The sequence below is a fragment of the Pseudoalteromonas arctica genome (assembly GCF_012927645.1).
Classification (GTDB): Bacteria; Pseudomonadota; Gammaproteobacteria; order Enterobacterales; family Alteromonadaceae; genus Pseudoalteromonas; species Pseudoalteromonas arctica_A.
The window spans coordinates 26,585-43,233 of sequence record NZ_JABBMT010000016.1 but is presented as its reverse complement, the minus strand read 5'-3'; the positions used below and the strand labels follow the sequence as shown (position 1 = coordinate 43,233).

21 protein-coding genes and 1 tRNA gene are annotated in these 16,649 nt (G+C 40.9%); 20 read left to right on the top strand and 2 right to left on the bottom strand.

Translation table 11 applies throughout. The features are described 5' to 3' along the window. Positions 1 to 260 precede the first annotated feature (260 nt). From rnr to alr, 16 genes are all read left to right on the top strand, one after another. Positions 261 to 2,756 carry a ribonuclease R gene (gene rnr / locus HHO47_RS11445; RefSeq protein WP_169020405.1) on the top strand — a complete coding sequence of 832 codons (2,496 nt, stop codon included), beginning with the start codon at positions 261 to 263 and terminating at the stop codon, positions 2,754 to 2,756. Continuing rightward, on the top strand, positions 2,753 to 3,499 hold the full coding sequence (gene rlmB / locus HHO47_RS11440; protein WP_169020404.1) for a 23S rRNA (guanosine(2251)-2'-O)-methyltransferase RlmB: 747 nt from the start codon (positions 2,753 to 2,755) through the stop codon (positions 3,497 to 3,499). Before rnr ends, rlmB begins: the two co-directional genes overlap by 4 nt. A gap of 317 nt (positions 3,500 to 3,816) precedes the next feature. Then, positions 3,817 to 4,158 (top strand): 30S ribosomal protein S6, encoded by a 342-nt coding sequence (gene rpsF, locus HHO47_RS11435; protein ID WP_016709443.1) that lies wholly within the window; start codon positions 3,817 to 3,819, stop codon positions 4,156 to 4,158. A gap of 53 nt (positions 4,159 to 4,211) precedes the next feature. Continuing rightward, positions 4,212 to 4,529 (top strand): primosomal replication protein N, encoded by a 318-nt coding sequence (gene priB / locus HHO47_RS11430; RefSeq protein WP_145236977.1) that lies wholly within the window; start codon positions 4,212 to 4,214, stop codon positions 4,527 to 4,529. 12 nt (positions 4,530 to 4,541) lie between these two features. After that, positions 4,542 to 4,769, top strand: coding sequence for a 30S ribosomal protein S18 (rpsR, locus tag HHO47_RS11425; protein ID WP_002962753.1), 228 nt, complete (start codon positions 4,542 to 4,544; stop codon positions 4,767 to 4,769). A 36-nt stretch (positions 4,770 to 4,805) separates the two neighbouring features. Next, positions 4,806 to 5,258, top strand: coding sequence for a 50S ribosomal protein L9 (gene rplI, locus HHO47_RS11420; protein ID WP_169020403.1), 453 nt, complete (start codon positions 4,806 to 4,808; stop codon positions 5,256 to 5,258). Between the two features lie 427 nt (positions 5,259 to 5,685). Continuing rightward, positions 5,686 to 6,111, top strand: coding sequence for a type IV pilin protein (locus tag HHO47_RS11415; RefSeq protein WP_248290992.1), 426 nt, complete (start codon positions 5,686 to 5,688; stop codon positions 6,109 to 6,111). Positions 6,112 to 6,113: 2 nt separating this feature from the next. Beyond that, positions 6,114 to 6,563: a GspH/FimT family pseudopilin gene (locus HHO47_RS11410; RefSeq protein ID WP_169020402.1), complete on the top strand. Its 450-nt coding sequence runs from the start codon at positions 6,114 to 6,116 to the stop codon at positions 6,561 to 6,563. After that, positions 6,564 to 6,977 (top strand): prepilin-type N-terminal cleavage/methylation domain-containing protein, encoded by a 414-nt coding sequence (locus HHO47_RS11405; protein ID WP_169020401.1) that lies wholly within the window; start codon positions 6,564 to 6,566, stop codon positions 6,975 to 6,977. Further along, the gene (locus tag HHO47_RS11400) at positions 6,977 to 7,501 is read left to right on the top strand and encodes a PilW family protein (protein ID WP_169020400.1); all 525 of its coding nucleotides are present in this window, start codon (positions 6,977 to 6,979) and stop codon (positions 7,499 to 7,501) included. Before HHO47_RS11405 ends, HHO47_RS11400 begins: the two co-directional genes overlap by 1 nt. After that, complete coding sequence (locus HHO47_RS11395) at positions 7,501 to 9,273, top strand: pilus assembly PilX family protein (RefSeq protein WP_169020399.1); 1,773 nt, start codon at positions 7,501 to 7,503, stop codon at positions 9,271 to 9,273. The genes HHO47_RS11400 and HHO47_RS11395 overlap by 1 nt, the downstream gene beginning before the upstream one ends. Positions 9,274 to 9,472: 199 nt before the next feature. Further along, positions 9,473 to 10,024, top strand: a complete 552-nt coding sequence (locus tag HHO47_RS11390; RefSeq protein WP_169020398.1) for an RNA polymerase sigma factor — start codon at positions 9,473 to 9,475, stop codon at positions 10,022 to 10,024. Continuing rightward, entirely contained in the window at positions 10,011 to 10,493 is a 483-nt protein-coding gene (locus HHO47_RS11385) for a hypothetical protein (RefSeq protein WP_169020397.1), read from the top strand. Before HHO47_RS11390 ends, HHO47_RS11385 begins: the two co-directional genes overlap by 14 nt. 11 nt (positions 10,494 to 10,504) lie before the next feature. Beyond that, entirely contained in the window at positions 10,505 to 11,449 is a 945-nt protein-coding gene (locus HHO47_RS11380; RefSeq protein WP_169020396.1) for a DUF4097 family beta strand repeat-containing protein, read from the top strand. 110 nt (positions 11,450 to 11,559) lie between these two features. Next, entirely contained in the window at positions 11,560 to 12,939 is a 1,380-nt protein-coding gene (gene dnaB / locus HHO47_RS11375) for a replicative DNA helicase (RefSeq protein ID WP_169020395.1), read from the top strand. Next, entirely contained in the window at positions 12,939 to 14,018 is a 1,080-nt protein-coding gene (gene alr, locus HHO47_RS11370; protein WP_169020394.1) for an alanine racemase, read from the top strand. The genes dnaB and alr overlap by 1 nt, the downstream gene beginning before the upstream one ends. A gap of 9 nt (positions 14,019 to 14,027) precedes the next feature. Here alr and HHO47_RS11365 read toward each other — a convergent pair whose 3' ends face one another. Further along, positions 14,028 to 14,267, bottom strand: a complete 240-nt coding sequence (locus tag HHO47_RS11365) for a DUF2960 domain-containing protein (protein WP_169020393.1) — start codon at positions 14,265 to 14,267, stop codon at positions 14,028 to 14,030. Positions 14,268 to 14,399: 132 nt separating this feature from the next. On the opposite strand from HHO47_RS11365, the gene HHO47_RS11360 reads away from it, so the two are divergent. From HHO47_RS11360 to HHO47_RS11350, 3 genes are read left to right on the top strand one after another with little or no spacing between them, the layout of a single operon-like run. Then, the gene (locus HHO47_RS11360) at positions 14,400 to 14,651 is read left to right on the top strand and encodes a hypothetical protein (protein WP_169020392.1); all 252 of its coding nucleotides are present in this window, start codon (positions 14,400 to 14,402) and stop codon (positions 14,649 to 14,651) included. A 25-nt stretch (positions 14,652 to 14,676) separates the two neighbouring features. Further along, positions 14,677 to 15,300: a nicotinamide riboside transporter PnuC gene (pnuC, locus tag HHO47_RS11355; RefSeq protein WP_169020391.1), complete on the top strand. Its 624-nt coding sequence runs from the start codon at positions 14,677 to 14,679 to the stop codon at positions 15,298 to 15,300. An 8-nt stretch (positions 15,301 to 15,308) separates the two neighbouring features. Continuing rightward, positions 15,309 to 16,115 carry a phosphotransferase gene (locus HHO47_RS11350; protein ID WP_169020390.1) on the top strand — a complete coding sequence of 269 codons (807 nt, stop codon included), beginning with the start codon at positions 15,309 to 15,311 and terminating at the stop codon, positions 16,113 to 16,115. Here the strand turns inward: HHO47_RS11350 and HHO47_RS11345 are convergent. Next, complete coding sequence (locus HHO47_RS11345) at positions 16,112 to 16,294, bottom strand: helix-turn-helix domain-containing protein (RefSeq protein ID WP_169020389.1); 183 nt, start codon at positions 16,292 to 16,294, stop codon at positions 16,112 to 16,114. The two genes, HHO47_RS11350 and HHO47_RS11345, sit on opposite strands and share 4 nt — an antisense overlap. Positions 16,295 to 16,549: 255 nt before the next feature. Between HHO47_RS11345 and HHO47_RS11340 the strand changes: the two genes are divergently transcribed. Then, positions 16,550 to 16,624: transfer RNA gene (locus tag HHO47_RS11340), tRNA-Arg, on the top strand. Positions 16,625 to 16,649 lie beyond the last annotated feature (25 nt).

The following is a 16,649-nucleotide window of genomic DNA, read 5'->3' as shown; positions in this document are numbered from 1 at the left end:
GATGACATTTTACACTCTTATTTTTTTAGCGGCTGGCATAGTTATCACATTCAACTGGAGGTAATTATGAATGCTTTAATTTTAATGCCATAAACCGAGTAGATGCAGCGCGTATAGCCAAACAAAAAGGCTGGCTATAACGCCATTATAAGCAGTTTAAAGCAGGTAAAAGCGTTTTCTTAAAAGTTTCATAGCTTTTGCCTGTCTCATTGATCGGTTATGGGTTAAAATAACATCATAACCAATTAACAAGATAGTGAATGTCAAACCAAGATCCTAATCTCAGTCGAGAACAAGAAAAGTACGAAAACCCTGTCCCAAGCCGTGAGTTTATACTTACTCATATAAAAGACCGTGCCAAGCCTGCTAATTTTCATCAATTATGTGAAGAGTTAGCGGTAAGCGATGATGAGCGTCAAATTGCTTTTAAGCGTCGTTTACGTGCCATGGAGCGTGATGGTCAACTGTTCTTTAATAAATTTAAATGCTACGCCTTAATTGATGAAGCTGGGCTTGTTAAAGGCAAAGTAATTGGTCACCGTGACGGGTTTGGCTTTTTAGAAATCGAAGGCGAAAGTAAAGATTGGTTTATTGCCAAGCATCAAATGAGTTCGGTACTGCATGGCGACATAGTGCTGGCTAAAGGTACTAAGCGTGGCTCTGGCGGTAAGTGTGACGCACGAATTATTAAAGTGCTGACCAATGAACGTGCGCCAATTGTTGGCCGCTATTTTGTTGAACACGGTATTGCTGTAGTTGTAGCCGAAGACCCCCGAATTACGCAAGATATCATTATTTTGCCAGGCAGTGAAAACGGCGCACGCCACAACCAAATGGTGCAAGTGCAAATTACCCAAAGCCCTAACCGTAATATGAATGCGCTAGGGAAAATCATTGATGTACTGGGTGAGCATTTAGCGCCGGGTATGGAAATTGAAGTTGCTCTGCGTAATCACGATATCCCGCATGTATGGCCTGAAGCGGTTGAAAAACAGGTGGAGCATTTAGGTGAATTTGTCGAAGAAGCCGATAAACAAAACCGTGTAGATTTACGTGATTTACCATTAGTAACAATTGATGGTGAAGACGCGCGTGACTTTGATGATGCGGTTTATTGTGAACGCAAAAAATCGGGTGGTTGGCGGTTATGGGTGGCGATTGCTGATGTATCCCATTATGTCGGAATGAATACCCCACTTAATGCCGAGGCAATCGAACGGGGTAATTCAGTGTACTTTCCTGAACAAGTTATTCCTATGCTGCCAAAAGTGCTTTCTAATGGGTTGTGTTCATTAAACCCTGAAGTTGACCGCTTATGTATGGTTGCTGAAATGATGGTATCAGAAGCAGGTAAGCTGTCTGGTTATCGTTTTTATGAAGCCGTAATGAACTCGCATGCGCGTTTAACTTACACCAAAACCAATGCCATTTTGCAAGGTGATGAAAAGTTACGTAAAGAATACGCAGCAGTCGTGCCACATTTAACTGATTTACAGCAAATGTATATGGCACTTAAATCGGCGCGCCAACAGCGTGGAGCGATTGAGTTTGAAACCCTCGAAACACGCTTTGTATTTAATGCCCAACGTAAAATTGAATCAATAGTACCAGTGGTTCGTAATGATGCGCACAAGTTAATTGAAGAGTGTATGATTTTAGCCAATGTCTCTGCGGCTAAAATGCTTGAAAAACACGAAGCCAGCGCGCTTTATCGTGTTCATGCTGAACCAGATGGTGAAAAACTGGCTAACTTTAGACAGTTTTTATCAGAGTTGGGTATTGAAGCAACGCTCAGTGATGAGCCAACACCAAAAGAAATTACCCATGTGTTAGCCAAGCTTGGCAACCGCCCTGATGCTGAACTCATCCAAACTATGCTACTGCGTTCGATGAAGCAGGCAGTATATCAAGCTGAAAACATCGGTCACTTTGGTTTGTCATTGGGCGAATATGCACATTTCACCTCGCCAATTCGTCGTTACCCAGATTTAGTCGTACATCGTGCGATTAAAGGAATTTTAAAAGCGCAAGGTATGGTTACGTCGGGGGCGTATGTTTATAGTGACGAAGAAGTCGCGCAATTGGGCGAGCAGTGTTCGAATACGGAGCGTCGTGCAGATGATGCAACCCGTGAAGTAGCTGATTGGCTAAAATGCGAATACATGCAAGATCATGTGGGCGACGAATTTGAAGGGGTGATCTCATCGGTTACTAACTTTGGCTTGTTTATTCGCTTAGCTGATTTACAAATTGATGGCCTTATCCATGTCACTAATTTAGGCGATGAGTATTTTCAATATGATGGCGCTAAACATTGCTTGATTGGTGAGCATTCTCGTAAAGTTTATCGTTTAGGTGATAAAGTCACGGTTCAGGTGGCATCGGTAAGCTTAGATGAGCGCCGTATTAACTTAACGTTAGATGGCAATGCGGCACAAGACAGATACGCGCGCCGTCGTGGTGATGCGAAAGGGCACCAGCCTGCAAGTGTTCGTTCACAGCTAAAACGTGGCAAAATACCAGGTAAAAAAGCTGACGCAAAAGAGTCAGGTGAACATAGCGGTCGTTCTGAACAGAGAAAAGCAAAGCCAAAAAAAAACAGTGCCAGTAGAGGTAAAAAGAAACCTACAGGAAAATCAGCGGATGCTGGCACTACAACGACTGCAAAAAAACCAAAGAGAAAGGCTGTGAAAAAACCGAAAAGATCAGGCAAAAATGCCCGTAAAAGTAAGAGTTCAGGAGCAAGTGATACGTGAGTAATGAATTGATTTTTGGCTTTCACTCTGTTGAAGCAATTTTCGCAAGTGAGCCTGAGCGCTTTATTGAGATTTATGCCCTAAAAGGACGTGATGATAAACGCTTATCTCCAATTATTGAAGAAGCGCGTAAATTTGGTATATCAGTGCAGTTTATGCAGCGTAAAGCCCTTGATAACAAATCAAAAGGTGAGCAGCATCAAGGTATTATTGCAAACGTTATAGCGGCACCGACTTTTAACGAAAAAGACTTGGATACAATCATTGCTCGTGAAGAAACGCCATTTTTACTGGTTCTCGATGGCATAACTGATCCGCATAACTTAGGTGCTTGCTTACGTAGTGCTGATGCCGCTGGCGTACACGCGATTATCGTGCCAAAAGATAAGTCAGCCAAATTAAATGGCACAGCGCGTAAAGTTGCCTGTGGCGCAGCTGAAACCGTACCGCTGATCCAAGTCACCAATCTTGCCCGTACTTTACGTGAAATAAAAGATGCTGGTGTTTGGGTCGTGGGCACTGCTGGCGAAACAGACACTCATGTATTTGATGCAAACTTAACTGGCCCAATGGCCATTGTTATGGGCGCTGAAGGCGAGGGGATGCGTCGTTTAACGCGTGAGCATTGTGATGCACTGGTTAAAATCCCGATGGCAGGGAGTGTTTCAAGCTTAAACGTTTCAGTTGCAACTGGCATATGTTTGTTTGAAGTACTGCGCCAGAGAAATACGACACAGCCATAAAAGAAAAGCTTTAAGCTTGTAGCCGTCAGTTTAGAGATAAAATTTGAAACCATGCTTGACTTAACAAGCATGGTTTTTCTTTTTGAGCTGATAGCTGATAGCTGATAGCTGATAGCTGATAGCTGATAGCTGATAGCTGATAGCTGATAGCTGATAGCTGATTTTTCAACTTACCACTTAAAGCTAAAAAACCTACTTGCTTAATTTTCCAACTAAGCGTAAAATACGCGCTCATTTCGGCCTATTTAATATTAATTCCTTGCCTTAAACCGACCGGCTGAAACGGTAGAAGGCTCTATTAACCGTAAGGAATATCCATGCGTCATTACGAAATCGTATTCATGGTTCACCCAGATCAGAGTGAGCAAGTTGCTGGTATGATCGAACGTTATACTGGTTCTATCACTGAAGCGGGTGGTACTATCCACCGTCTTGAAGATTGGGGTCGCCGTCAATTGGCATACCCAATCAACAAGCTTCATAAAGCTCATTATGTTCTTATGAACGTTGAAGCACCTACTGAAGTAATCAGCGAGCTAGAAACTACTTTCCGCTACAACGATGCAGTGCTTCGTAACTTAGTTATGCGTACTAAAGACGCTGTAACTGAAGCATCTCCTCTTGTAAGAGAAGAGAAGAAAGAAGCACCAGCTGCTTAATTGTTTTGAGTCCAAGCATGGTGTTTGATCAGCGATAATTTAAGGTAAACCATATGGTCAGTCCTTTTATGAATCAGCTGGTTATTTCTGGGGTTGTTTGCAAAACACCCAAGTTTAGCCAAAGCCCTGCTGGTATCCCGCATTGTATTTTTGTTGTAGAACATAAATCAATGCAAGTTGAAGCAGACCTTAACCGTAATAGTTATGTCAGGCTTCAAGTGGTTGCCAGTGGTAAGCAAATGCAACAACAGACTCAACATTTGCACGTTGGGCAGGCATTGCAAGTGAGTGGTTTTTTAAATCGCCACGAAGGTCGTAACGGCCTTAGCCAATTGGTTTTGCATGCTCAGCATATAGAAAGAATTATTTGAGGAATTTATCTCATGGCACGTTATTTCAGACGTCGTAAGTTCTGCCGCTTTAAAGCGGAAGGCGTACAACAAATCGATTATAAAGATCTAGCTACTCTTAGAAACTATGTTACAGAAAGTGGCAAAATCGTACCTAGCCGTATCACAGGTACTAGCGCTAAATACCAGCGCCAGCTAGCAACTGCTATTAAGCGTGCTCGCTACTTAGCCCTTCTTCCATACACTGACTTACATAAGTAAGCAGCGGATTAACACGTTTTTAAAAGGTGTAGAAACATGCAAGTTATTCTACTAGATAAGATCGCTAACCTAGGTGGCCTAGGTGACCAGGTTGTAGTTAAATCTGGCTTCGCACGTAACTTCCTTTTCCCACAAGGTAAGGCAGTTCCTGCAACTAAAGCTAACATTGAAACTTTTGACGCACGTCGTGCTGAGCTTGAAGCGAAAATCGCTGACCAGCTTGTTGCTGCACAAGCACGCGCTGATAAACTTGAAGCATTAGCTGAAGTTACATTAGTATCTAAAGCTGGTGACGAAGGTAAGTTATTCGGTTCTATCGGTACTCGCGACATCGCTGACGCTATCTCAGCTGTTGGTGTTGAAGTTACTAAGTCAGAAGTTCGTTTACCTCTAGGTACTATCCGTGAGACTGGCGAATTTGACGTATCAATCGCAGTTCATTCAGAAGTAACGGCTACTATCAAAGTAATCGTAATCGCTGAAGCTTAATTTTTAATTAAGCGAAAAAGCCGTGCTGAAAAGCACGGCTTTTTTTGTTTATCATAATCCACGTCACTAGCTAACATATCATTTTCCACATAAATATTGATTAAAGTCCCTGCTTTAGGTTTTTATCTGGTATTGTTGGATCTAAAATAAAAACTAATCTTTTAAATCAATCCCTTGGGCGTTTCACAGGTATTTACTCTCATCGTTGTTACTTCTTAAAAGGGAGTGCCATTCTTGCAAAGTAACACTTTGATATTAAGCCCCTGTGAAACGCTGAATTCTGCATCTTGAGGTGACTTGGTATATACCTAATTAAAGTGTAGCGACATTGTAATTAGGTTACAGATTCTTGACAATGACAGCGTTGTCATTGTATATTGTTTGTGCAATTGGCATAGTGTTAAGGATGTAAAAATTGAAAGAGCAGATGATGAAAAGTACGAAGCTTTCTTTTGGTTTCACATTAATCGAGTTATTAATAGTCGTGGCTATTTTAGGTGTTTTATACAGTGTAGCTATGCCTTCATATATCGAGCATATGGAGCGTAGCCGCCGTGCTGATATTCAGCACGTTATGTTACAACATGGAGTGTCTTTGGAGCGTATATATTCACGTAATGGTGGTTATCCAAATGCTTTTGATGCGGCGCTAAATACAGAATTTTACATGTTCACTTATACAGCGTTAAACCGTGTTACAGGTGCTGCTACGGACGCTAATTTTAAAAGTCGTGCATTTATGTTAACAGCAACCCCAAAAGTCGGCTCTGCCCAAGCGGGAGATCGCTGTGGTGCATTAGTGATCAAGCATGATGGCACACAATCAGCTGATGCTAATAGTTGCTGGGAGTAACAATGACTAGAACAGCCGGTTTTACATTAGTGGAGTTGATGATTGTGGTTGCAATCGTTGCGATTATGGCGGTCTTGGCGTTTCCCTCTTTTAGTCAGCAGATCATGCAAGATAGGGTTGTTACCACCGCAAATCATCTCAACAGTGTCTATAAATATGCCCGTAGTGAGGCGGTCAAACGTGATCGTGAAATTAAGCTCGTGGTAAGTGGCAGTAAATGGCAGGTAAAAGCAGCTGTTGATGGTGTTGATACGGTACTAAAAGAATTTGTCATCCACCATCATGGTGTAAGGGTTCGTTTAGTTGATCGTACCGTGTGGTCAAGTGGCGAAATCTCTGCGGCGAGCGAAATTTTAATTAAAGATGACAATGAGAAAACGGTAGATTATTACTTGTGCATTTTAAAAAGTGGCCAAAACTGGTTGGCAGAAAAGTCTATAGGTTGTGCATAAGTGTTAAAACAGCGAGGGTTTTCATTATTAGAAGTGATGTTATCGGTTGTTATCGCCGGTATTGCTTTATTAGGCTTGGCAGCAGCACAACTCAAATCACTACAATATGCTACTAATAGCTTTAATTACACTGTATCGCTGGTACAAGGGCAAAATACTTTAGAACGTATTTGGCCTCGCTTGTGTGAGTTACAAACGACGGATCCGGCTTTATTCACGGATGCTAACTTTCGTGCCTCTTTAGATCCGCAAATCGATGATTATCAGCTGAGCCTACCTGCGGTGTATGCAGATGATATGCAAATCACAGTTTCATGGGCTGATGATCGGATCAAGCAACAAGATCCTGCACAATTAGAAAATCAAATTACCTTAAATGCTAGTTATCCTGAGTTACCCGTTGGGTGTGTTTGATGATGGCAATTTATCGTCCGCGAGGCTACACCCTTGTAGAACTCATGGTGGCTCTAGCTGCTGGTTCATTTCTACTCGCTGGAGTTAGCCTTTCATACTCTGCTATTAAAGGCACTATTTTAGTTAGTAAAGAGCTTGAAAATGCGCAAGAAGTGATCCGTTATAGCAGTAAAGTCTTTATCCGTAGTATTAAGCAAACGCTTACTCTCCCTGTGGTTTCTGCCGATGGCTCGACTATTACTATTGAGCAGCCAGCAGGTGTTATTACCTGTAACGGTAGTGTATCAACTGTTGATATAAATGAAGTTTATAGCCTAGAAGGCAATAATTTAATGTGTACATTAGGAGCTGCTCCTGCAGAGCGATTATTAATGGGAGTCAGCCAGTTGAGTTTTTCGACTGATAACAACATTGTCACTATTAATGTTGGTCCAGAGAACTTACCAGCGCAATTTGGTGACACTATTGCCATTGATATTGCGGTCTCTAATGTTATTTTAAGCAATGCTTTTGGTGGTGCGTAATGATTAATAAACAACATGGATTTACACTCATTACAGTACTTATACTTACAAGTATGGCAAGTATTGTGGTGCTTAATTCATTACGTGAAAATATTGTTCAAGAGCGCATGAGTGGTAATTTTCAAAAGAAAATAAATAGCCGTTTACTGGCTGAAAAAGGTATTTTTGAAGAATTTAAGTTGCTACAGCAAGCTTTTGAAAATGATCAAACCCTAGATATAGATGGCTTAATTGCCGCTACAGGTAATGCTACCGGAACAGGATTGATTGGCGATGATGCAACTTACAACGCAAGTATTAGTAAAAATACCGCAGGCGAGCTGGAAATAGCCAGTATCGGCGAGCGCTATGAAGGTGATGCGCAGAGCAACTTAGTGGCACGGTTTGGTTTTATACCAGGTAATAATTTAACACCTTACTCAGATTCGATAATAGGTTGTCGAGGGGTATCGCTAGGTGGCTCAGGTAAAATTACCAGCTATGATTCAACCGATGCGAGCTATGCTGGAAATGACGCTGATGTAAGAACCACAGTCCATAATGCAAATGTGACATTAAGTGGAACAGGGACAATAAAAGGCAGTGTTGCGTCGACTGGCTCAATTATTGTCAGCTCTTCTCAGTCTGTTGAGGGTGATTTATGGGCTAATAAGGATATTCTATTTCCATCAGGCACTAGCACTTGGAGTACAAAAATTAATGGCAATATTTTAGCTAATGGTAATGTTCAGCTTAAAGATGTGATGGTGAATGGCTATGTTCGTAGTGAAAAGAATTTAACATTAAATAATGGTGTTCATGTAAATTATAGTCCCGTCGATATTCCTGACATTCTTTATGGTGGAGCTGTATTAAGTTCTAGTAGTTATATAAATAATTCAATTGTAAAGACTTTACCTAGTACTGCTTATGTAGAAGGTTTGACAGTGCCAAATGTTGCAGGGCTAGACCCTGATGATCCTACAAGTTCACCTACATACATAAAAGATCAATGTGATCCTTTAAATATTAGTACATTGAGCGAGTTAGATTCATTAGGGCCATTTCCTGATCTACAACTGACGAATAATACTAAGAAAATAACATTAAATGAAAACAAAGCTGTATTTATAGATAATAGGACTGTAACAGAGTACTTACCTCAAGATATCACAGTCTTAGGCCGGGTTCAGGAAAATATGTATTTTTTTAATGATCTCACTATAAATGGTGGCAGTTTAGATGCACTTTTAGCTGGGGGCGATAATAAGAAAGTAGCTGTTTATGTTGCAGGTGACTTTACAATTACAGCCAGTGGTGAATCACACTTTAAAATACATAAAGGTGTTAGTTTAACACTTTATGTTATGGGGAAAATTCATATCCGCACTAGCCCAATAGTAGAAGAAACGATCGTTAAACTCACGTCATCTGATGCCTATGCACTAAATATTTACTCTGGATATAAATCAGGTGATGGATCTTTATCATGTAAGGATAAAGGTGGTGTCAGTGATAAGTTTGGTATTTACATTGCATCGAATACCGAAATGTATGCAACAATTTATGCACCTGATACTGATGTGCGGGTTGATGCTGGGGCTCAGTTCACTGGCTCAATTCGAGGAGGGAGTGTATCAAACTGCGGTAATGGGGAAACACGCTATGATGTGGCATTAAAGAATATTACATTAGGCGGAAGCTCCAGTAGCAGCGCTAAAATTGCTTTTCTTGGCTGGTCATATAAAACACCTGTTCAGACACCTGAAGAACCCGTAGAACCGACATTTTAATTATCATTTAAAGGATTAACTTTTAAGTTAGCTGTTTTTGAATTAATTTTTTAAAAACTTGCAATCTACTTTAAACCTTTTCACTCTTTCCCTGCGTCTAACTCCTCAAGAAACATAAAATATCTGAAAGATCGTATTTCCATCGCAGTAGGGTATACACTAAATTCAAAATAATAATCATAAAGGGACAACATCAACGATGTTGATAGATGCAAAACATGCTTTTACACAGCTAAGCGAAGATGCACTTATTGCCCGTGTAAAAAGCGGTGATCAAAATGCTTATGCCGCACTTTATGAATTACACGTAAAGCGGGTATATGGATTGTGCTTACGGTTACTCGCAGATCGCGAACACGCTGAAGATGCAACTCAAGAAGTGTTTGTGCAGCTGTGGCATAAAATCGCCAGTTTTGAAGGGCAGTCGCAGTTTTCTACTTGGCTGCATAGTGTTACTAGCAATATTGCGATTAGCTATTTACGTAAACATAAGAATTGGCTGCAAAAAGTAGTGAGCCTTGAGCAAAGCGGTATGGACGAGCAAAGTGCACTAGATTGCCAAGGACTTAATGGCCTGGATAAGTTAGTTTTACGGTTGCCAGAGCGAGCGCGAATGGTGTTTGTTTTACACGCCATTGAAGGTTATCGCCATGAAGAGATTGCCACTATGTTAGAAATGGCAGTGGGTTCTAGTAAGTCGCAGTTTCATCGCGCCCGTCAGTTATTAAAAGAGTGGTATGAAAATGAGTAAGCCAGATTTTGACACCTTTTTAGCTGAGTCGATTAACAACACAGACTCAGACATTACGCCACAAAAAGATTTATGGCCAGGTATCGAAAAAGCGTTAGCACAAGTGCCAAAACCACAGACTAAGAGCGTTACATGGCCTAAGCTCGCAGGCGTAGCTGCATGTTCAGTGGTAGCTTTATTAAGTGTGCAGTTGCTGTTTTCAGGCTCTGAGCCTGCGACAAGTGTGGTGATGAGTGACTATTTTACCCAGCAAAAACAAACCTTGTTGGTGCAATATCAAAATCAGCCTGCATTGACAGATAACTGGCAACAGCAATTAACAGAGTTAGAAAATGCTGAGGAGGCAATAAAGCAAGCCCTCAACAATGAGCCTGAAAATCCTGCATTATTAAAAATGCTCGCTCAGGTTTATCAGCAGCAATTAGATTTAATTAATAAGGTGCATGCACCAAAGTGGCAACAAATTTAGGAGTATCAACCATGAAAATATTACTATTAGCACTAACTCTATTGCCGTTTTTCGCCTCTGCTGGTGAAAAAATCAATGAACAAATTGTGGTGCCCGCTAATAAGCGCATTTTTATAGATAACCAACGTGGTAGTGTACGTATTGAAGGCTGGGATAAATCACAATTACAGATCACTGGTGAGCTTGATGACAAAGCACAAGGGTATCGTTTAGAAGTAGAAGGGGACCGTATCGAATTTATCGTTAAAATGCCGCGTAACAATAATAACGGCTGGAATAGTGGTGATGGTTCTCAGTTAGTTATTTATATGCCAAATAGCAGCGAACTTGAATTTACCGGTGTTAACGCTACTATCAGTGCTAAAAATTTGAACGCTGGGGCTGATATTGATGTCGTTAATGGTGATATTAACTTACAAAGCATCAGCGGTAATATTAGTGTTGATACCGTCAATGGGGATGTGAGCGCAATTGGCTTAAAAGGTGATATACGTTATGAAACTGTCAATGGTGAAATTAACGACAAAGATTCACAAGGCACTTTGCGCTTTAATGCAGTTAATGGTGATATCAAATCGAAAACGGCGGCGCAAGAAGTTCGCTTAGAAAACGTGAATGGCGATATCGACTTTGTTTTTGAATCATTAAAAAGTTTACGTATTAGCACGGTAAATGGGGAAAGTGATATTCACATCAATGAGTTATTAAAAGGCGCGCAAATTAGCTATGAATCAGTCAGTGGCGATGCCGATTTTTACTTCCCTGCTAACGTCTCTGCGCGGTTTGAAATTGAAGCTCATGCCAATGGTAAAATAGTTAATCAGCTGAGTAATGACAAGGTGAAGAAAGCCAAGTACGGCCCATCAAGTGAATTAGCGTTTGCGGTTAATGGTGGTGATGCTGATATTGAAATAGATACTATCAGTGGGCGCATAGAATTACGTAAGCAAAACTAATCTCCCGTAGCAAAGTAGGAAAAGAAATCCTGCTTTGCTCTTTGCACGGCTAAGCCAAGTCGATAGAATAGAGACCATTCATTGTTAGTATTGCGAAGTTATGGCTAAATATGGCTAAACCAGATAAACAAGTCGACACTCTTAAAGTTCCTCCTCATTCCATCGAAGCAGAGCAATCTGTTTTAGGTGGCTTAATGCTTGATAATCAAGCCTTTGACCGTGTTGCCGAGTTGGTTGTTTCGCAAGATTTTTATACACGTACTCATAAGCTTATTTTTGAAGCCATGATCGAGCTTGCTGAAATAGGCGACCCAATCGATTTGATCACCATATCTGAGAGTTTAGAGAAAAAAAACTTACTCAGTGGTATCGGCGGTTTTGCTTATTTAGCTGAAATTGCTAAAAATACGCCAAGTGCGGCGAATATCGACGCCTATGCGAATATCGTGCGTGAACGTGCTGTAGTACGTGAAATGATTGGCGTTGCCAATGAAATAGCCGAAGCAGGATTTAACCCTGAAGGGCGCACCAGTCATGATTTACTCGACTTTGCTGAGAGTAAAGTATTTAAAATTGCTGAGCAGCGCACTAAAAGTAATGATGGTCCGCAAAGTATTCATAGCATCTTAGAAAAAACAGTCGATAAAATCGAAGAGTTGTACCAGTCACCACAAGATGGTGTGACGGGGGTGAGTACCGGTTACGCTGATCTGGATAAAATGACCACAGGTTTGCAGCCATCAGATTTAATCATTGTGGCCGCTCGTCCGTCGATGGGTAAAACCACATTTGCGATGAACTTAGCTGAACATGCCGCCATGACACAAGATAAGCCCGTGCTTATTTACTCATTAGAAATGCCCTCGGAGCAAATCATGATGAGGATGTTGGCATCCCTTGGTCGAATTAATCAGACCAAAGTGCGAACCGGTCAATTGGATGATGACGATTGGGCGCGTCTTTCATCAACTATGGGGCTACTGATGGAAAAAGGTAAGATGTATGTTGATGATGCATCAGGCCTAACTCCTACCGATGTGCGCTCTCGTGCGCGTCGTATTGCTCGGGATCACGGTGGTATCAGTATGATCATGGTCGATTACTTACAGCTTATGCGTGTACCTAGCTTATCAGACAACCGTACCTTAGAGATTGCAGAAATATCACGCTCACTCAAGTCGTTAGCAAAAGAGCTGCAATGCCCTGTGGTTGCTCTATCGCAGTTAAACCGTACCCTAGAGCAACGTGCTGACAAACGGCCAATTAACTCCGACTTACGTGAATCAGGCTCTATCGAGCAGGATGCCGATTTGATCATGTTTATCTACCGTGATGAAGTGTATAACGAAGATAGTACCGATAAAGGCGTCGCTGAAATCATTATTGGTAAACAACGTAATGGTCCAATTGGTAAAGTACGTTTAACCTTCCAAGGTCAGTTCTCGCGTTTTGATAATTACGCCGGACCTGCGGTAGACGACGATTACTGATGCGTTTAGCTATAGCCGAAATTAACTTACAAGCACTTGCTCATAACTTAGCGCAAGTGCGACAGTTTGCGCCTAACAGTAAAGTTATGGCGGTATTAAAAGCCAATGCTTATGGTCATGGTTTAGTGAAAATAGCGCAGCACCTTAATGATGCCGATGCATTTGCTGTGGCACGAATAGATGAAGCTTTAGCACTGCGAGCGGGCGGGCTGACCAAGCCTATTGTGTTGCTGGAAGGTTTTTTCCATCAAGATGACTTACCTATATTATTGGCAAATAATTTTCAGGCAATTATCCACGACGAAAATCAACTTATCGCGCTTGAGCAAGCTCAGCTAGACGCGCCTATTAGTTGTTGGTTGAAAATCAATACAGGTATGCATCGTCTAGGGATCGCAGCGACTCAGTTTGAAGACTTTTATCAGCGGTTATTAGCGACAGAAAATGTAAAAAATAATATTAACTTAATGACCCACTTTTCCTGTGCCGACGATATCAGTGACAGTAAAACTGCGCAACAAATAGTGCTATTTGACTCTCTTGTGATAGGTAAACAACAAGCTCACTGCTTAGCTAATTCAGCTGGCATAATAGCGTGGCCTGCAGGACATGGTGATTGGGTACGGCCAGGATTAATGCTGTATGGTGTGTCACCTATGCTTAATTGCACCGGGGAGCAGCATAATTTAAAACCGGTGATGCGCTTAACTACCAAGGTGATAGCAATTCGTGATGTAGAAGCTGGACAATGCGTTGGCTATGGTGGTCGCTGGCAAAGTACTAAGGCAACTAAGCTAGCTGTTGTAGCTATGGGCTATGGCGATGGTTATCCGCGCCATGCTAAACACGGTACACCGGTGGTAATAGGTAATAAGCGCTACGGCATTGCTGGTAACGTCTCAATGGATATGATCAGTGTTGATATTGGCGATAACAGCGACAATATCAAAGTGGGTGATGACGTGGTAATGTGGGGGTCAGAACTTCCTGTTGAAGAAATAGCCCAATGTGCTACAACAATTCCTTACGAGTTGCTGTGTAATATAACCCCACGGGTAAGCTACGAATATTTAGAGTAATGCTAAGCGTTACTCTTTGATAAAATATACATCACTAAAACCCATACGGGAAAATTCTTCATCACGAAAATTACGCACTGCCGCAGAGCCTTTTGAAGTCATAGCAATTTGCTGTTCCATCTTTAAATAATTTTTTAAATCAATCCCTTCAGCCGCAGCAATAGCCTGATACATATCGTGGTACTTATCTTTAGCAAAATTAATTTCACGTGGTTGGTTTTTAAACTTGTACGTTATGCGTCGCGCCATGAGGAACTCGTAAATTGAATTAAATTCCCCTGATTTTACACCTTCTTCAGCATCTGCTCTACCTTTGAATGACTTGTAGCTTAGCTCAAGTTACAATAACGGTCATATTTTTGAATAAACCAAGGAATTGTCATGAAATTATCTGTCGAGATCAGTAAGTACCCACTTCATCAAGATTATATCCCATTTATTAAGGGGTTTATTGATCGCTTAAATGAATATGACGATTTAAAAGTCATAACAAATACCTTGTCGACGCAAATTTTTGGGGATTACGATTTAGTAATGTCGGTGCTTAGTACAGAAATAAAGCGTTCATACGACGAGTTTGGCAAAGCTATTTTTGTTTGTAAATTCCTCAATGGTGATCTCTCTCCTCAATAGCAGCTAAAGCCTTAGTGGATCAATTATGGAATTTATTACAGAAACTCTCGCAGGGTTTACTGCAATGTCGCACTGGGAATATATCGCAGTGGCGCTCTCTATGGCATATTTGCTATTAGCAATAAAAGAAAACCTGTGGTGTTGGCCTGCAGCATTTTTTAGCACCCTTATTTATACCATAATGTATTGGAATGGTGCTTTATTAATGGAATCGCTATTGCATTTTTACTATATGTATATGGCGGTTTATGGGTGGGTAATATGGCGAAAAGGCGACGCTAATAAACATCAATTAGTGATCACCTCATGGCGCTTATATCAACACTTATTCATCATTATTTCGACTTCGATTGTGGCATTAATATTTGGTTATGTGATGAACAATCACACCCATGCAGACTTTGCTTATTTAGATAGTTTTACAACCTGTTTTGCTGTTGTTACAACCTATTTAGTTGCGAAAAAAGTACTGGAAAATTGGCTGTATTGGATTGTTATTGATGCGGCTTCGATGTATTTGTATTACGAGAAAGGCTACTACCCAACATTAGCGCTGTTTATTTTCTATACCATAATGGCAGCATGGGGGTTTAAAACCTGGTATGAAGAGTACGAGCAAAATCAAGCTAAGCCTTTGGCGCAATTATAAGAAGCAGTATGACAGGTAAAGAAATTAGCGGCATTTTTGCCGCTTTTGATCCACAACTAAAGGTATTGAGCAATGAGCGGCTATTTAGCGGTTTAAGTAACGATAACTTTTTAGTGCGTACTGCACAGCAGGCTTTTTTATTAAAGTGTTATCGCGAGCATTGGCCAGTGCAGGGCTTGGCAGCACAAACTGTATTTGCGCAGCAGCAGGTGTGCCCCAAACCACTGTGGACTGATGAAGTTAACAAGCTTGCGATTTTTGAATACCTAGAGGGGGATATTGCACAAGGGGATTACACTTTAGAATTGCTGCAAAAGTTAATTGCTTTTCATCACCATAATGCTGTTACTGAGCCAATGGATATAAAGTACGAGCTGGATTTTTATCAAAAAACTCACTTATATCAGCAATACCAAGCAGATGTTGAGGATGCATTAAAGCAAATCGCATTATTACCTCGTGACGAAGGTTTTTGTCATAATGATTTAGTAAAAGAAAACATTATTGTGAATAGCAAAGGTATGTTTTTAATTGATTTTGAGTACGCTAAAAGCAATGACGTATACTTCGATTTAGCTGCACTTACTGTTAGCTTTACGTTAGGTAATAAACAAAAAATTAGCCTACTTTCAAACTACCAGCAGCAATTGCCTGCTTTTCAAAAGTTTTACTATTCAGTAAGAAAACTTGAATGCTATCAGCTGGTGTTTTTAGTATTGTGTATTTGTTGGTATAGCGCACGTTCAGTCGATAATAAAGTGACAGAGTTACGTACGCAATTAGATTGTTTGATAAGCTCAATGAGCCATCGCTAGAGACCACCAAAACGCGCTGCAAGTGCTTTGTATTTTGCGACCTCATCAGCATCAAATTGTGGTTCGCCGTTTTCATCAGCAGATTTCGATATTAATAAACTTTCCCGGGCAAGGCGTTTCACACGCTCAACTTTAACCCCTAAAAACTCCGCTACTTGCTCGGTTGACATTAAACTCATAGATACTTCCTCATGTTAAACCTTTTACAAGCGCCTTAAAAGTCGTTAAACGGGCATTTATATGTTGCAAAATGGTTAGTGATTTTTATTAAGTATAATTTAATAGCTGTTTTTTGCTTGCTTGTGAAGTAATTTATTATAATTTGCTGAATTAATAAGCATCTAAGCGATAGAAGCTAGCATTTAATTGCATATGCCTTTATTATTGCTCGGCCTAAGCACTGATATCGCGAGTTGGTGTGGTGGCACAAATGTGCTCTCGTGGTGAAATGGATATCACGTGGCCCTCCGGAGGCTGAGTTGTAGGTTCGATCCCTACCGAGAGCGCCATTTGCTGCAATAGCTCAATATTAAA

Coding starts and splice junctions, on each gene's coding strand:
- rplI (WP_169020403.1), top strand. CDS start 4,806: ATGCAAGTTATTCTACTAGATAAGATCGCTAACCTAGGTGGCCTAGGT.
- HHO47_RS11360 (WP_169020392.1), top strand. CDS start 14,400: ATGAAATTATCTGTCGAGATCAGTAAGTACCCACTTCATCAAGATTAT.
- HHO47_RS11390 (WP_169020398.1), top strand. CDS start 9,473: ATGTTGATAGATGCAAAACATGCTTTTACACAGCTAAGCGAAGATGCA.
- rpsF (WP_016709443.1), top strand. CDS start 3,817: ATGCGTCATTACGAAATCGTATTCATGGTTCACCCAGATCAGAGTGAG.
- priB (WP_145236977.1), top strand. CDS start 4,212: ATGGTCAGTCCTTTTATGAATCAGCTGGTTATTTCTGGGGTTGTTTGC.
- rnr (WP_169020405.1), top strand. CDS start 261: ATGTCAAACCAAGATCCTAATCTCAGTCGAGAACAAGAAAAGTACGAA.
- HHO47_RS11395 (WP_169020399.1), top strand. CDS start 7,501: ATGATTAATAAACAACATGGATTTACACTCATTACAGTACTTATACTT.
- HHO47_RS11345 (WP_169020389.1), bottom strand. CDS start 16,294: ATGAGTTTAATGTCAACCGAGCAAGTAGCGGAGTTTTTAGGGGTTAAA.
- dnaB (WP_169020395.1), top strand. CDS start 11,560: ATGGCTAAACCAGATAAACAAGTCGACACTCTTAAAGTTCCTCCTCAT.
- HHO47_RS11365 (WP_169020393.1), bottom strand. CDS start 14,267: ATGGCGCGACGCATAACGTACAAGTTTAAAAACCAACCACGTGAAATT.
- HHO47_RS11350 (WP_169020390.1), top strand. CDS start 15,309: ATGACAGGTAAAGAAATTAGCGGCATTTTTGCCGCTTTTGATCCACAA.
- HHO47_RS11400 (WP_169020400.1), top strand. CDS start 6,977: ATGATGGCAATTTATCGTCCGCGAGGCTACACCCTTGTAGAACTCATG.
- HHO47_RS11415 (WP_248290992.1), top strand. CDS start 5,686: ATGATGAAAAGTACGAAGCTTTCTTTTGGTTTCACATTAATCGAGTTA.
- pnuC (WP_169020391.1), top strand. CDS start 14,677: ATGGAATTTATTACAGAAACTCTCGCAGGGTTTACTGCAATGTCGCAC.
- rpsR (WP_002962753.1), top strand. CDS start 4,542: ATGGCACGTTATTTCAGACGTCGTAAGTTCTGCCGCTTTAAAGCGGAA.
- HHO47_RS11385 (WP_169020397.1), top strand. CDS start 10,011: ATGAAAATGAGTAAGCCAGATTTTGACACCTTTTTAGCTGAGTCGATT.
- HHO47_RS11410 (WP_169020402.1), top strand. CDS start 6,114: ATGACTAGAACAGCCGGTTTTACATTAGTGGAGTTGATGATTGTGGTT.
- alr (WP_169020394.1), top strand. CDS start 12,939: ATGCGTTTAGCTATAGCCGAAATTAACTTACAAGCACTTGCTCATAAC.
- HHO47_RS11380 (WP_169020396.1), top strand. CDS start 10,505: ATGAAAATATTACTATTAGCACTAACTCTATTGCCGTTTTTCGCCTCT.